At 50.0% G+C, this 15,385-nt stretch carries 16 protein-coding genes, 1 pseudogene and 2 riboswitches; of the genes and pseudogenes, 13 read left to right on the top strand and 4 right to left on the bottom strand.

Features of this window, described 5'->3' with window-relative positions; all coding sequences use genetic code 11:
* The first annotated feature begins 10 nt into the window (after positions 1-10).
* From gerQ to murB, 7 genes are all read left to right on the top strand, one after another.
* Entirely contained in the window at positions 11-460 is a 450-nt protein-coding gene (gerQ, locus tag G5B47_RS00645; RefSeq protein ID WP_165093301.1) for a spore coat protein GerQ, read from the top strand.
* 264 nt (positions 461-724) lie between these two features.
* Positions 725-2,041 (top strand): hemolysin family protein, encoded by a 1,317-nt coding sequence (locus G5B47_RS00640; protein WP_165093300.1) that lies wholly within the window; start codon positions 725-727, stop codon positions 2,039-2,041.
* Between the two features lie 232 nt (positions 2,042-2,273).
* Positions 2,274-3,026, top strand: coding sequence for a DsbA family protein (locus G5B47_RS00635; RefSeq protein ID WP_165093298.1), 753 nt, complete (start codon positions 2,274-2,276; stop codon positions 3,024-3,026).
* Positions 3,023-3,490, top strand: a complete 468-nt coding sequence (locus tag G5B47_RS00630; RefSeq protein ID WP_165093297.1) for a disulfide oxidoreductase — start codon at positions 3,023-3,025, stop codon at positions 3,488-3,490. Before G5B47_RS00635 ends, G5B47_RS00630 begins: the two co-directional genes overlap by 4 nt.
* A gap of 181 nt (positions 3,491-3,671) precedes the next feature.
* Positions 3,672-3,827, top strand: a riboswitch (cyclic di-AMP (ydaO/yuaA leader).
* Positions 3,828-3,951: 124 nt separating this feature from the next.
* Positions 3,952-5,769 carry an APC family permease gene (locus G5B47_RS00625; protein WP_165093295.1) on the top strand — a complete coding sequence of 606 codons (1,818 nt, stop codon included), beginning with the start codon at positions 3,952-3,954 and terminating at the stop codon, positions 5,767-5,769.
* A gap of 170 nt (positions 5,770-5,939) precedes the next feature.
* Positions 5,940-6,737 carry an ABC transporter ATP-binding protein gene (locus G5B47_RS00620; RefSeq protein WP_165093293.1) on the top strand — a complete coding sequence of 266 codons (798 nt, stop codon included), beginning with the start codon at positions 5,940-5,942 and terminating at the stop codon, positions 6,735-6,737.
* 125 nt (positions 6,738-6,862) lie between these two features.
* On the top strand, positions 6,863-7,777 hold the full coding sequence (gene murB, locus G5B47_RS00615) for a UDP-N-acetylmuramate dehydrogenase (protein WP_165093292.1): 915 nt from the start codon (positions 6,863-6,865) through the stop codon (positions 7,775-7,777).
* A gap of 89 nt (positions 7,778-7,866) precedes the next feature.
* On the opposite strand, the gene G5B47_RS00610 is transcribed toward murB, so the two are convergent.
* The 4 genes and pseudogenes from G5B47_RS00610 to G5B47_RS00595 all read right to left on the bottom strand — a co-directional run.
* A complete protein-coding gene (locus G5B47_RS00610; protein WP_165093290.1) occupies positions 7,867-8,202 on the bottom strand; it encodes a hypothetical protein in 336 nt (111 codons plus the stop codon).
* 73 nt (positions 8,203-8,275) lie between these two features.
* Complete coding sequence (locus tag G5B47_RS00605) at positions 8,276-9,430, bottom strand: MFS transporter (protein ID WP_165093288.1); 1,155 nt, start codon at positions 9,428-9,430, stop codon at positions 8,276-8,278.
* Between the two features lie 61 nt (positions 9,431-9,491).
* Positions 9,492-9,785: an ArsR/SmtB family transcription factor gene (locus tag G5B47_RS00600; RefSeq protein WP_165093287.1), complete on the bottom strand. Its 294-nt coding sequence runs from the start codon at positions 9,783-9,785 to the stop codon at positions 9,492-9,494.
* Positions 9,786-9,936: 151 nt separating this feature from the next.
* Positions 9,937-10,785: pseudogene (locus tag G5B47_RS00595) on the bottom strand (carbon-nitrogen hydrolase family protein); the annotation flags it as partial.
* A gap of 229 nt (positions 10,786-11,014) precedes the next feature.
* On the opposite strand from G5B47_RS00595, the gene G5B47_RS00590 reads away from it, so the two are divergent.
* The 6 genes from G5B47_RS00590 (at position 11,015) to G5B47_RS00565 (ending at position 15,370) form a co-directional block, all read left to right on the top strand.
* Positions 11,015-11,464 (top strand): LysR substrate-binding domain-containing protein, encoded by a 450-nt coding sequence (locus G5B47_RS00590; protein ID WP_165093283.1) that lies wholly within the window; start codon positions 11,015-11,017, stop codon positions 11,462-11,464.
* A 145-nt stretch (positions 11,465-11,609) separates the two neighbouring features.
* Positions 11,610-11,648: riboswitch (PreQ1 riboswitch) on the top strand.
* 130 nt (positions 11,649-11,778) lie between these two features.
* Complete coding sequence (queF, locus tag G5B47_RS00585) at positions 11,779-12,279, top strand: preQ(1) synthase (protein WP_025335111.1); 501 nt, start codon at positions 11,779-11,781, stop codon at positions 12,277-12,279.
* Positions 12,280-12,293: 14 nt separating this feature from the next.
* Positions 12,294-12,956: a 7-cyano-7-deazaguanine synthase QueC gene (gene queC / locus G5B47_RS00580; protein WP_165093281.1), complete on the top strand. Its 663-nt coding sequence runs from the start codon at positions 12,294-12,296 to the stop codon at positions 12,954-12,956.
* Complete coding sequence (gene queD, locus G5B47_RS00575; RefSeq protein WP_165093280.1) at positions 12,956-13,435, top strand: 6-carboxytetrahydropterin synthase QueD; 480 nt, start codon at positions 12,956-12,958, stop codon at positions 13,433-13,435. Before queC ends, queD begins: the two co-directional genes overlap by 1 nt.
* Positions 13,432-14,157, top strand: a complete 726-nt coding sequence (gene queE / locus G5B47_RS00570) for a 7-carboxy-7-deazaguanine synthase QueE (protein WP_165093278.1) — start codon at positions 13,432-13,434, stop codon at positions 14,155-14,157. Before queD ends, queE begins: the two co-directional genes overlap by 4 nt.
* Before the next feature lie 475 nt (positions 14,158-14,632).
* A complete protein-coding gene (locus G5B47_RS00565; RefSeq protein WP_206107161.1) occupies positions 14,633-15,370 on the top strand; it encodes an ABC transporter permease in 738 nt (245 codons plus the stop codon).
* Positions 15,371-15,385 lie beyond the last annotated feature (15 nt).

Genomic DNA, 15,385 nt, shown 5'->3' with positions numbered 1-15,385 from the left:
GTCTTGATTCATGATTATGCAGCCTTACCGTCCCGTTACTTATTCATATGGAAGCATGACTAACCAAATGCCGGTTGGCGGAGGCATGACGTCTCAAATGCCGGTTGGAGGAAGCGTCCCCCCGCAGGTAACAAGCGGAAGTGCGATGACGCCTACGGGGGCTGTTGTTTCGGGGGCGCAGCCCGCCTTTGAGCAGTCCTATATTGAAAATATTTTGCGGCTCAACCTGGGCAAGGTTGGCACGTTTTACATGACCTACGAAAACAACAGCGAATGGAACGCCAAAGTGTTCAAGGGCGTCCTGGAAGCCGCGGGCCGGGATCATATCATCATCAGCGATCCGACGACCGGCCAGCGCACGATCCTGCTGATGGTCAATCTGGACTATGCGACCTTTGACCAGCCCCTTGTTTATCAATACCCGGGTGTCATCGGCGCTCCGCCGGTTACCCGTAATTGATCGCAGCATCCATCCGGTCCCGGCCAATGGCCCGGGACCTTTTTTTATTCACTTTTTTCTGAAACAAACGCGTATGCTTGCGGGAATGGCGGATATATTTATATAATAATGAATATCTATATACCCGGAATAAACAAGGAGCTGAGTCTATTGGGAAATATCTAGCGAAAGGTATGGCTGCCAAGTCGGACGTTCATATTTGCATAAAACGAAGGAGGTGGGCCTACCCGCCGGCCTAACCTGGACGACGGGTAGGAGTATAATTTGAGCGACCCTTTACCCGGTTTATTGAGAGTTGGTCTGATTATTCTTTTGGTGCTGTTAAACGGATTTTTTGTCTCTGTAGAGTACGCGATGGTCAAGGCGCGCGGAGGCCGGATTGATTCGCTGGCTGAGGAAGGCAGCAAGAGAGCGCTGTCGGCTCAGGGAATCATCCGCAGTATGGATGCGTACCTTTCGGCCTGCCAGCTTGGCATTACACTGGCTTCGCTGGCTCTGGGCTGGCTTGGAGAGCCTGTCATCGCGGCGATGTTGTCGCCGGTTATGTCAGAATTCGGGCTGGGCCGTGCGGCGGTGCATGTATGTTCCGTTATCCTTGCCTTTTTATTGATAACCGTTCTTCATATTGTGCTTGGCGAATTGGCTCCGAAGTCGATTGCGGTTAACAAGGCCGAGACGGTGCTGCTGATGACCGCAGGACTGATGGGCGCTTTTTACAGGCTGATGTACCCATTTATTTGGGTGGTGAACGGATTGGCGCAGGGACTTTTGCGAATGTTCAAGCTGGCGCCCGTTTCCGAGATGGGAACGGCGCATACGGAAGAAGAGATCCGGATTATAATGCAGGAGAGTAACAAGAGCGGACTGATCGATAATACCGAAATGGCCCTGGTGGACAATATTTTCGAATTTGCGGACACTACGGCCAGGGAAATCATGATTCCACGGACGGAAATGATATGCCTGAGCATACATTCTCCAGTCCAGGAAAATTTGCAAATCGCTTTTGAAGGCATGCGGACGCGGTATCCGGTATGCGAGAGCGATAAGGATCATATCATCGGATTCATTCATATGAAGGACTTGATCCGGGAGAATGCAGTGAACCTGCATGAGCTGATCCGGCCGATACTTACGGTACCGGAATCGATTCAGATCAGCGCCCTGCTCAAAACGATGCAAAAAGCGAAGACGCAAATCGCCATTTTGATCGATGAGTATGGAGGCACGTCGGGTATGGTCACCCTTGAGGACATCATGGAAGAGATCGTCGGCGAAATCCAGGACGAATTCGACCAGGAGCGCGCGGGCATCGAGAAAGTGGGCGAGGAGGAGTATTCGCTCGACGGCCTGCTGCTAATTGAAGAAGTGAACAATCGGTTTGATATGCATCTGGAGACGGAGGATTACGACACGATCGGCGGCTGGGTGTATTCCAGACTTGAAGTCAATCCTCCTCATAAAGGGCAATTTGTGGAGTACGAGAATCATCTGTTCATCATCGAGGAAACCGAGAACAAGCGAATCTCGCGCATTAAGCTCCTGAAGGTTCAGCCACTGGCCGAAGAAGCGGGAGCCTGAAAGAAAGAATGACGTTTATTCGCTCAAGAATGGAAAGTCAGCACTAATAGTTGTCCCAGGGCGCCCCTAAAGCAAGCAGCTTTAGAGGCGTTCTTTTTTTGCAAGTGGAATGAAAGCGTTTAAGAGGGAAGGCGCCCCGTTTGCCAAAGCCGGTTCAATGATTATATAATTTTTCTGCTAATAACCATTATTCCCTTACTCCGGTCCGGCAGGACAGAAAGGAACTTTAATCTTGAGCAAATCGAAACAAAGCACCCGGGCCTCCTCGGCCTCGATTCAGGAAAGACGCAAGGCCCAGCTGCAAAGGCAAAAGAAAAAGACGTTCATCCTATTAACGGTTGGGATACTGCTCGTAGTGGTTCTTTTTGCCGCGATGTTTGTACTGGCTTCGAAAAATACGGGCAGCCCCGGGAGTCCATCGAGTCCGGTATCCTTTCCGTACGATAAGCTCCCAAGGCTTGGGGCGGCGGATGCGCCAGTCAAACTGGTGGAATTTGGAGATTTTAAATGTCCGGCCTGCGCCCGGTTCTCCGGTGAAGTCAAGCCGCAGCTTGTAGAGGATTACATCGACAAAGGCGAAGCCGCCCTATATTTTGTCAATATGTCCTTCATCGGGCCCGATTCCGAGACCGCTTCATTGGCGGCGCTGTCGGTATACCATCAGAACAGCGAAGAGTTCTGGAAATATTACGATGCCCTGTACGCCAATCAGGGGGACGAGAATACCGAGTGGGCGACGGAGGAGTTCCTGGTGGAGCTTGCGCAAAAAGAAAAGATTGACATCGATTACAATCTGCTGCGCAAGGATATTGAGGAGCGGACCTATGCCAATGAGCTGGCAAGCGATAACGCGATTGCGGAGAGCAGCCATGTTACAAGCACACCCTCGCTGTTTATTAATGGTATAAAGACCAGTGAGCCTTTCAATCTTGAAGCGATCGTCAAAGAGATTGAGACGGCGTCCAAGGCGGTTGAGACAGAATGAAAGCATTCTCCGGCTTCTTGAGTCGGCATGGTCTCTACCTAGCTTGGTTTGTATCCCTGGTTGCCACAGCCGGCAGCCTCTATTTAAGCGAGGTGTTGAAATATGAGCCATGCAAGCTCTGCTGGTTCCAGCGGATTTTCATGTACCCTCAGGTGCTTCTTCTCGGCATAGCGACTTACCGGAATGATAAGAAGATTATTTCTTATATCCTTCCGCTGTGTACCATTGGTGGCAGCATATCGCTGTATCATTACGCGGAACAGAAAATTCCGGCGCTAGGCAAAGTTCTTCCTTGTACAGTCGGTGTTCCATGTACGAAAGATTACCTGAATTTTTTCGGATTTGTGACAATTCCGCTGCTTGCGCTGACGGCTTTTATTCTTATAGTCCTGCTGCTGTGGAACGTCAGAGAGCGTGAGGAGGAAGCGGAAACGGAAGAGGTGGAGGACGGAACCCATGCATAGCGCGCAATTTTTTTCTTTAATGGACATAAAAACCCGTGCTGCAGGGATAATACAAGATAATGAGCGACATGAATATCTCCTGAAGGAAATTTGCGTGAATTGGTCCGTTTTTCATTTCTTTTTCATCATTTTCACTGTTTACGGCTATAGGATTATAGACTAATATTAGACCTTGTGAGAAGTTGAATATGCGCTGAATTTTCCAGATGGAAAAACGGGGGAACCAACTTGACCGCCTATGCGGCCAACGGGGTGAATCGGTACCGAACCTTCGGTCCGTAGGGCTTCCACAGCCCGAATCCGCCAGCTAACCTCGTAAGCAACAGTGGGATAATGATCATGCATAAGCATGCGGTCATTTCCGTATGCTTATTTTTGTGCCCTTATTTATGAAAATCCACCACTGAAAACGGCGCGCGGTACTACCGTTTCAACTCACAAAAGAGAGGACCTGTATCCAAATGGTAAGCAGAGTAAAACGACTATTGATCGGTCGTCCCAGAAAATCAACCGAACTCGACCAGGAAAAGTTAACCAAAGTGAAGGCACTAGCCGTTCTGTCGTCGGACGCTCTTTCGTCGGTCGCCTACGGAACGGAACAGATTTTGATTGTGCTGATAGCAGCCGGTTTTACAGCTATCTGGTATTCATTGCCGATTGCACTTGCGGTATTGGGACTACTGGCAATTCTGATTTTATCCTACCGGCAGACGATTTTCTCTTATCCCCAAGGCGGGGGAGCCTACATCGTAGCCAAGGATAATCTCGGCGTTTCCACGGGACTGCTTGCAGGCGGTTCCCTGCTTGTGGATTACATCCTGACGGTTGCTGTTAGCGCCTCGGCTGGTACGGATGCGATCACTTCGGCATTTCCGAATTTGCACGACCATACGGTGGCCATCGCTGTCACGGTAATCATTATTTTAACCATTATTAATCTTCGCGGCGTAACCGAGTCGGCATCTTTCATTGCCATACCGGTATATCTGTTCGTCTTGTCCATCGTAGTTCTGATCGTCTCCGGGCTGATCAAATATGCCTATAGCGGCGGCCATGCTGCGGTGCCCGAAATCGGCACTGCGGTATCCAATGTCAGCCTGTTCCTGCTACTGAAGGCATTCAGCTCCGGCTGTTCGGCCCTGACCGGTGTTGAAGCGGTGTCCAACGCCATTCCGAACTTTAAGGCGCCCGCGGAAAAAAATGCCGCCAAAACCCTCGCCATGATGGGGGGGATCCTTGGATTCATGTTCACCGGCATTACGCTGCTGGCTTACTGGTATGGCATTACTCCGAACATCAAGGAAACGGTGGTTTCGCAAATTGCCGAATCGACCTTCGGACGGGGCGTCCTGTATTATTTCATTCAAGCGATCACTGCGGTGATCCTGTTCCTGGCGGCCAACACGGCCTACTCGGCCTTCCCGCTGCTGTCGTTCATGCTGGCCAAAGACAAATACCTGCCGCATGCCTTTATGGTTCGCGGCGACCGCCTTGGTTTCTCTAACGGCATTATTTTCCTCGGGGTGGCTTCCGCGCTTCTCGTGGCCGCGTTCCATGGTGAAACCGATAATCTGATCCCGCTGTATGCCGTCGGTGTATTTATTCCGTTCACGTTGTCCCAGCTTGGGATGATGATCCGCTGGAAGAAGCTGAAGCCGGCGGGCTGGAAGGCGAAATTTGCCGTCAATACGGTCGGCATGCTGACCACCTTGACCATTACGCTGATTTTTGTGATCACCAAATTCTCGAACGTATGGGTGGCCTTCATCTTCTTGCCAATCGTTATGTTGATTTTCTTCCGTATTCATCGTCACTATCAGAACACCGCAGACGAGCTCCGGATTCAGTTGGATAAGGATAAGCCGTGTATTAAAGGCAGCACGATTGTAATTCCGGTATCGGCCGTAACGCGTGCGGTGCTGAATTCGATCAGCTATGCCAAATCCCTGACCGACAATGTGGTGGCTGTCTATGTTGGCTTCGACGAAGAAGAAATCCGCAAGATGGAGGCAAAGTGGGAGGAATGGGATCCCGGCGTTCGGCTGATCGTGCTTCGTTCCCGGTACCGCAGCGTCATGCGTCCGCTGGTTAAATTTATTGATACGGTGGAATGGAAGAATGCCGCGACCGATCATATTACGATTCTGATTCCGCAGTTTATTACGAAGCACTGGTGGCAGGCGATACTGCATAACCAGACGAGCGTATTTATCCGGACCTATCTCATGAACCACAAGGATATTGTCGTTGCAACGGTTCCTTACCACTTGAATAAATAACCGGGCGATCTGCCCGCTAGCGGAAAGCTGCTGCCGGAGAATGTCTCTGGCGACAGCTTTTTTTTTGTATGTAATAAGTACAAGCAGTGCGCTGCCATTACTATGCTTGACACGCATAATGATAATCATTATCATTTGAGTTGACAAGATTAAGGGGTGAATGGTTAACGATGGAACGTTTGCATGCGAATCAATTAAATATCGGCTACGCGGAATCGATAATTGTCAAGGATCTCAATCTGTCGGTGCCGACCGGGAAAATTACGGCTCTGGTAGGAGCCAACGGTTCGGGAAAATCGACGATCCTGAAGACGATGGCCCGGCTGATGAAGCCGACAAGCGGCACTGTGCTGCTGGACGGTAAGTCAATTCATACCCAATCGACGAAGGAAGTTGCCCGGCAGCTCGCGATTTTGCCGCAAAATCCGACCGCTCCAGACGGCTTGACCGTTTCCGAGCTGGTGAGCTACGGACGTTATCCGCATCAGAAGGGCTTCGGCTCACTTAACGCGGAAGACCGGAGAATCATTTCCTCAGCCCTTGAAGTTACCGGGATGGACGCTTTCAGTGACCGGCCGATTGAGCGTCTGTCCGGCGGACAGCGGCAGCGCGCGTGGATTGCCATGGCGTTGGCCCAGCAGACGGATATTTTATTTCTGGACGAACCGACAACCTTTCTGGATATGGCGCATCAACTTGAGGTGCTTCAGCTTCTACAGGTGCTGAATGAGCGGGAGGGCCGGACAATTATCATGGTCGTACATGATTTGAACCACGCTTCCCGTTTTGGGCATCATATGGTGGCGATCAAATCGGGCACGGTAATCAGCGAAGGCGCTCCGGCGGACGTGATGACTCCGGATGTCCTGCGCGAAGTGTTTGGGATCGAGGCGGACATTGTCGAAGATCCGCGATCGGGATTGCCGCTCTGTCTTCCTTACAGTCTGGCAGACCAAAAAGTTGTTTAATGGAACGCACTTCTTTTGCCGAAACTTATACCCGGATAACTGGCTCCTGTCATTGACAAGGGAGCCTGTTCGTTGTTAAAGTGGGGATTGCCAAAGATATGTATAACAACTAAAGGAGCAAACCCATGGATATCGGCAAAATTCAAGAGGATCTCAAGCGGCTGGTTCCATCCGGAACGATCAAGAGCCATGAGTCGCTCAAAGATCATGTCTTCACCAAAATAGGCGGCCGGGCGGACATACTGGCTGCACCTTCAACGTATGAGGAAATTCAAGCGATCGTTACATATGCTGCCGAGAACGGTATAACGCTTACCATATTAGGGAACGGTTCAAATGTCATCATCCGGGACGGAGGCATTCGCGGCATCGTTCTGCAGACACCCGGATTAAGCGGCATCCACTCTGAAGGCAATTTAGTCATCGCCCAATGCGGCGCCCAAATTATTGATACTTCCCGTTTCGCGCTAGAACGGAAATTGACGGGTCTTGAATTTGCCTGCGGGATTCCCGGCACAGTCGGCGGCGCGCTGTACATGAATGCCGGAGCTTATGGCGGCGAGGTGGCCGATGTGCTGCAAAGCGCGCTTGCGATCGACAAGACCGGCGCCATGGTGAAGCTGGAGGGGGACGACCTGAAATGGGGCTACCGGAAAAGCGTCTTCTCAAGCGGCGACTATCTGATCCTGGAAGCCCGTTTTGCCCTGAAAGAGGGGAATTACGAGGAAATCAAGGCGGGGATGGATAAGCTGACCGAAATGCGGGAATCCAAGCAGCCGCTTGAATATCCCTCCTGCGGCAGTGTCTTCAAGCGGCCGCCGGGGCGGTTCGCGGGCCAGCTGATTCAAGAGAGCGGGCTTCAAGGAACAAGAATCGGCGGAGCCGAAGTGTCGAAGAAGCATGCGGGATTCATCATCAATGCGGATAACGCCACGGCCAGCGATTATATCGGTCTGATTCAGCATGTGAGGGAGACCGTGAAGGGACATTTCGGCGTCGAGTTGGAGACGGAAGTCGAAATTATCGGGGAAGAGCTGTAAAGCGATGCAGCTGACAGGTATAGTTCTATAGTGTTAAGCCACAAAATAAAAGCTGCGGGGAGCGTTCCCCGCAGCTTTTTTGCTTGCTCTTACTCCAACGCAAGCGTATATTTAGCCCGGTCCGTCTTCGCTTGCACCTTTCTCTCATCTGCAGAGGCGAAGGCCAGGCCGCTGACCGCGATCTCGTAGCTGTGAAGCGGAAGGTTGACCAATTCGCCGTCCGCGTTCATTGTGCTGCCCGTGCCATGCAGGATAAGGGCACTGTCCAGATAATCGTCGATAACGCTTGAGGCATCCCTGTAATCAACTCGATCCAGCTTGAAAAAGATTTTATCCTGGTCCTCAAGCTCCTGCTTTTCGATAACTATCGTTCCGCCGGTATGACCGTTCAGCCAATCGGCCAGCATTTGCACATGTTCTTCCATTGTACGATCCCATCCTTTGCCGGATTGTCACTCTTAATCAGTAATTTACCCTGCTTTGGCCGTTTGAATCCATCTAAGCTGCCGCGATACCGCTTTTTCGAAAGAGGAAGGCGGAGAGAACGAAACAGAGCAATGTTAGAAGCGTAACGCCGAGAAAAATACCCGAGGCCTGATAAATCCCTCCTGCAGCGGCGGCTCCGATCGTGGTTCCGAAATACATCAGGGTGTTCGCCAAAGCCGAGATCGTTCCCCGGGCGGTATCCGACAAAGACTGGAGGGAGCTCATCATGATGGGGAACAGCATTCCGGTGATTCCGAAGATGATGATCAGCTCCACCTTGATTCCCGTAATACTTCCCGTCAGCGAGAGCAGCGGAAACAGCACGCTGTTAATGATAATGCCCAAAATTAATGTCCCGGAGCGGCCGAACCGCTGGGTTAAACGGCTGCCGAACAGGCTGCCAAGCAAGTTGCCGAGACCCAGAAACAGCATGACTTGCCCGATTTGGGCGACATTTAACCCGAAGGCACCGGAGAGCCAGGAGCCGAGGAAAGAAAAGGCTGCAAAATTGCCGATCTGGAAGATAAAATAAGCGGCGAAGGCGCTAACCGCAATGCGGGAAGAGAGAAGAAGGGCATATGGCTTCAGGAGGGAAAGCCGGTCAACCGATGAATTTCGCGGCGGTATGGAAGGCAGGAGGAAGGGAATCAATAAGGTCAAGAGGAGGGAAAATAAACCGATCACGATAAACGGAAGATTCCAGGAGTGGGCGGCGAAAAAACTGCCGATGGGGAGGCCCAGCATCTGAGCGATGGATAGACCGGCGGTGGCGATGCCCATGCCCTGCAAAATCTTGTCTCTCGGCAGCAGGACCGGAATGGAGGCCCAGATTTGCGGAGATACGACAGCCGCGCTGACCCCGGCGAGAAAACGGAACAGAATCATGCTCCAGAACCCGACTGCTGCGGCGCACAGAGCCGTTGAGACCGAGAATGCGGCCATTCCGCAGATCATAACATGCTTTCGGTTCAGCCGGTCGGACACCGGACCCGCCACCAGCGCGAACAACGCGTAGCCGAGCGCATAGGCGCTGACCATCCAACCGGAGCTTGCCGTGGATACATGGAACTCATTCCGAAGTACAGGAAGCAGTGGACTGATCAGGAACGTATCCGTACCGATGGCGAACATAATGAGGAAAAAGAGCGTCAAGCTTGACTTTTGCATATTATACCTCCTATTTCGCTTGTTGAATAACTATTGAACTATAGTGTGATAAAAAACCGGATTACAAGGAATCCAGGAATCCGGGCAAATACGAATCGAACGTCTCTCGGTGAAGCTGTATGTACTTGGTCTGAGCTTCTTTTCTTACAAGAATGAGCCCTGCCTCCCTCAGGGTGCGAAAATGATAAGAGGCGTTCGATTTGGAGGCCTCACAGCGTTCACCTACCTCGCCACAGTTCAGTTCCGTCGGGCTGTCTTTCAGGGTACGGATGATTTGCAGACGGGTGTGGTCGGCCAGAGCCTTGAAGATGCGCACACGATATTCGTCAGAAGCATACAGTTGTTCAATAATCATAGAACTATTATATCTTCATGAAACATCCTGTCAATAAGGATTAATAATTCTTCAAAATAAGATTTCAGGCTATTACCATCATCAAGAAAAATCTGTTCTGGGCGTTCATCTATAATCTGCTAGCGATTCCTTTGGCTGCTATAAGGTAAATCTATTGCTTTTCTTCATTCACGACTAATTGAAACACATCTTTTCGGCTATAATGTCCGACGACATCAAAATCAAATTGACCACGTGTGATGTCGTCTAAATCTAAAGCCGCATACAATATCTCTTCTTTTCCAAATACAGGTTCGACTACAAATTGTCCAAGTGGATTTACGATGCAGCTTCCGCCACGAGTGATTTCATGAGGCATTTTTTGCATTTCCTCAGTTTCACGTAAATCTTCCTCATACATATCCTTCGTGCAATATTGATTGCAGGATAAAACAAAGCAGCGCCCCTCAATCGCAATATGCTGCATAGTAGCAAACCATGTGTCACGCGAATCAGCAGTTGGTGCGATATAAATCTGAATCCCTTTTTCATACATAGCAGCACGTGCCAGAGGCATATAGTTTTCCCAGCAAATTAGCGAACCGATTTTGCCGTATGGTGTATCAAAAACAGGGAGTGTACTGCCATCCCCTTCACCCCAAATGAGACGTTCACTACCTGTTGGTTTTAGTTTTCGGTGTTTACCCAGCAGTTTTCCATCTGGACCAAAGAAAATGGCGGTGCAATAAAGTGTGCCTCCGCTTGTTTCTTGATCGCGTTCAATGACACCAATAACCGTATAGGCACCTGCTTTTTTCACTACTTCACCAAGTTGGTCTGTTTCAGGTCCAGGCACTGTTATAGCATTTTTTGCGTATCGTAAAAAATCATTGCGCCCGTTGTCAGAACGGCTTCCTACTAATGCCCCAAAGCTCATCCCTCGTGGATAGGATGGAATATATGCTTCCGGAAAAACAATGATATTGGCTCCTTGTTCCCCAGCTTCTAGAATCATATTAATTATGCTTAAAAGGAATAGTGGGGAAAACTAATGAATTTACAAGACTTCGAGGTATTTAGGCGTAATACTCTTTGAGCGCACTAATCGAATTATTCGTTTAACCGATGAAGGTCGGCTTGTTTATGAAAAAGCGATGATCCTGCTTAGGAAATGAAGGAGTTAAATGTACAGCTTGAAGATATGAATGTGCATGTAAAAGGGCATTTGAAAATCGGGCTGCCACAAATTATTGGCACATTTTTCTTTCCAAAAGTGGCTGCCTACACGAAGTAAGGAATTAGAAGAACAGCTTATTTTTGAAGCACCGTTTGTTGCCTGTTTGCCAAAGGACCATATTTTAAAGGATGAAAAGCAGATTACACTTGGACAACTGCAACAGGATAATTGGATAATGTTTGATACTACATTTGCGTTGCGTCAGGTGGTTCTTGAAAGTTGCCGTAAGGAGCAGTTCGAACCGAAAATTGCTTATAATACGACGCAGTGGGATTTGTTAATGGCATTAATTCGTGATGGACTAGGGGTTGCTATTGTTCCAAATCCATTGACTGAAATGAACGGACAGAATCTTTGTGTAAAAAAAATCAGCAGTCAGTATATTCCTTGGAAAATTGGCATTGTTGTCAAGATAAATTCTTATAAAACACATGCGTTGCGGGCTTTTTTGAAAATCGTGTGATGTATACAAATAGTATGGTGAAAAAAAGACACCCCAGACCAAAGGCCGTTGACGAGCCGTTAGTGTGTCTTGTCTATCTGCTATTCCTGTGATATAGTTCTAGACGCATGAATAATAATTGAAGAAGAAAATCTGCGGTGCTGCCGCAGGAGAGGTTCGCAAACTCCCTCTATAAAAAACTAAGATCCGATATGCCCGGGATGGGTATGTCCATTTTTCACGTTCTTAGTCTACATGGATCAGGTTTGATGAAATCTCGTTCTTCTTTCCAATACCGGCTTTGGATGCCGAAGGAAATGAGAGGGATTTTTTTTATGTCCGAAGGAAGATTGAAGGAAGAAATGCCGGATGTTACGCTGCTGGGCAACCAGGGGACCCAGTATAAATTCGGTTATGCACCCGAGGTGCTGGAGACGTTCGATAACAAGCATCCGGGCAGAGATTATTTTGTAAAGTTCAACTGTCCGGAATTTACGAGCTTGTGCCCCGTGACCGGCCAGCCTGATTTTGCCACCCTGTATATTTCGTATATTCCCGAGATCAAGATGGTGGAGTCCAAATCGCTCAAGCTGTATCTGTTCAGCTTCCGCAATCACGGCGATTTTCACGAAGACTGCGTCAACATCATCATGAACGATTTGATCAAGCTGATGGACCCGCGCTACATTGAGGTATGGGGCAAATTCACCCCGCGCGGCGGCATTTCCATTGATCCTTACTGCAACTACGGCCGTCCGGGAACCAAATATGAGGCTATGGCCGAGCATCGGCTGCTGAATCATGATTTGTACCCGGAGACAATCGACAACCGTTAAGGAGAGATTCGAACATGAACAAAAAAGCGCTGGTCGTCTTCAGTGGAGGGCAGGACAGTACAACATGCCTGGCATGGGCTCTGAAGCAGTTTGAAGAAGTACAGGTCGTTACCTTTAACTATAACCAGCGGCACGCGGCCGAAATTGAAGTCGCCAAGGAAATTGCCGCCCATTTTAATGTGAAGCAGCATATTCTCGATCTGGGCCTGCTGAACCAGCTAGCGCCGAACGCTCTGACCCGCGGGGATATTGAGATTAAGGCGGGAGAGGACGGGGAGCTTCCAAGCACGTTTGTCGACGGGCGGAATTTGCTGTTCCTGTCTTTTGCCGCGATTCTGGCGAAGCAGTTATCCTACAATCATATTGTTACCGGCGTATGCCAGACGGATTTCAGCGGCTACCCCGACTGCCGGGATGTCTTTGTGAAGTCTTTGAACGTTACACTCAACCTCTCGATGGATTATGAATTTGTGATTCACACCCCGCTGATGTGGCTGGATAAAAAAGAAACCTGGCAGCTCGCCGCCGAGCTTGGCCAGTTCGAATATATCCGCGAGCATACGCTGACGTGCTACAACGGAATCAAAGGGAGCGGCTGCGGCGAGTGTCCGGCCTGCCAGCTGCGGAACCGCGGTCTTCAGCAGTATGAAGAGGTTAGAAAGACGGTGGGCCGCTGATGCTGGGCGAAGTAACGGTATGCAAAATCTTCTCGTTCGACGCGGCGCATCAGCTGGTCGGCCATAAAGGAAAATGCGCGAACGTCCACGGTCACACGTATAGGCTTGAGGTGGTGCTGAAAGGCAAACCGGTCGCGGAGGAGGGACGTTCGGATGAAGGCTTTGTCGTCGATTTCGGCGACATAAAAGCGCTGGTAAAGGAGCAAGTAGTCGACCGGCTTGATCATGCTTTTCTCGCGAAGGGCGATGAGCCTGTGCTGGAGAGCCTTAAGGCGAGCGGCTCGAAGACGGCGGTGCTGTCTTTCCGTACGACGGCTGAGAATCTGGCCAGTTACATCGCCTATACGCTGAAGACGAGCGGTCTGCCGGTGTATTCCGTCAAGCTGTGGGAAACGCCTACTGCATGGGCTGAGGTTCTTGCCTCCGATATCCCTGAAGAGGGGCCGTCTTACCGGCTTTATGGAGGCTGTGATCTATGAGCGCCAAAATTCCGGTGATTGAAATGTTCGGGCCGACAATACAGGGGGAAGGAGCGGTCATCGGCGTCAAGACGATGTTCGTCCGCACCTATGGCTGCGACTTCCGCTGCTCCTGGTGCGATTCCGCCTTTACCTGGGACGGCAGCAGTAAAGATAAGCGGGTTATGATGGACGCGGAAGAAATCATGTCCGGTCTGACTGAGCTTGGAGGCGACCGCTTCGACTGCGTCACGATTTCCGGCGGCAATCCGGCACTAATCGGCGAGGGGCTGTCCGAGCTGATCGACCTGCTACATGAACGCGGCATCAAGGCCGCTATTGAAACACAGGGCAGCCGCTGGCAGGACTGGTTCCTGAAGGTGGACGCGCTTACGATCAGCCCGAAGCCGCCAAGCTCGGGGATGTCTACCGATTGGGAAGTGCTGGACAGCATTATGGAGCGTGTTCGCACAAGCGGGAAGGGCGCTCACAGCTTGAAGGTCGTCGTCTTTGACGATGAGGACTACAAATATGCGGCTCAGGTGCATCACCGTTATCCTGACATTCCGTTCTTCCTTCAGCCCGGTAACGACAATGTTACAGAGGAGGGGGACATTTCCGCTCGTCTCCTAAGCAAGCTGGAATGGCTGTTCGACAAGGTGATTGCCGATCCCGATATGAACGCCGCACGCGTTCTACCCCAGCTTCACGCGCTGATCTGGCACAACAAACGCGGCAAATAATTTTGCCGTATACAAGCTAGGACTACCTGTTATCCGTGTTATCGAAATATTAGGCGTCTTCTAACTTTGTCTGTGAAATTTGTTTCATTCTCCAAAAATATACATTAAATATTACAGCTTGTTGACAGTGCATAGCGGACCGTTGACAGTTAAGCGGACGACCGTTAGGATAAAGAATATAATTCCGATAAACAAAGTAAGTTTTAGCTGACTGGTATACCAGAGGCCGGGACTCAAGACCTATTAAGGTTGCGAGCCCGGCCTTCTTGCTTACTTTGGAAGCCGGCAAAGCGGAATGAAGGCAATGCAAAGATAGATTATAGAGCGAAAGGGGAACTCATCAGACCGGGATATCAGATGGATGCCGTTTCGAGCAGAAAATTCATATAACAACGTATTCTAATCATCAGAATGGACGGATTCTCACATGATTAAAGCATTGAAATCGATTCACCTAGCGTTAAGAGGATATTACTTGTTATTTTTGCTTCTCGTGATTTGGGAGCTGGCTCCCAGACTGGGATGGGTGAGCGCGGTTTTTGTCCCTCCTTTTTCAAGGATTGTGAAAGTCGGAGCGGATCTCGGCATCGTCAATATTTTGCTGTATATCGCCGTAAGTCTGAAAAGGGTGTTTGTAGGGTTCTTTATCGCTTCCATCCTTGCCCTGCCTCTCGGATTCATACTCGCTGGCGCGCTGCCTTGGCTGGCCCGCTTCATTAAACCGTTCACGCTGTTTCTTTCCCAGATTCCGCCTTATATTCTCTTTCCCATATTTGTCATTATTATCGGCATCGGTGAAGGGGGCATCTATACGGTGATTTTCTGGTCATCTTTTTGGCCTATCCTGTTCACTTCCATTTCCGGGATTAGCCAGGTTGATCCGCTTCTTGTCCGCGCGGCCAAAGCCATGAATACCGGCCGCATACAGATTTTTTTCAAGGTGGTCCTTCCGGCGGCTTTTCCGGCGGTCATGACGGGCCTTCGAACAGGACTGACGATGAGCTTCTTTATGCTGATCGGCGCGGAGAGCATGGGGGCGGACAAAGGCTTAGGCTGGCTCATTCATAACGCTCAGAGCATGGGATTTATTGAACGGATTTATCTCGGAGCTTTGATTGTGGCCTTGGTCGGAGCGCTGCTGAATTTCATTCTGGATTTTCTGGAAGAGAACATCGTGGACTGGAAAGAGACCGCAGAGGAACAAACCGTATAGCTTCAACAAGACTAC

It is taken from the genome of Paenibacillus apii, from assembly GCF_011043685.1.
GTDB classification, from domain to species: domain Bacteria; phylum Bacillota; class Bacilli; order Paenibacillales; family Paenibacillaceae; genus Paenibacillus_AQ; species Paenibacillus_AQ sabinae.
This window is presented reverse-complemented; position numbering and strand designations above follow the sequence as displayed.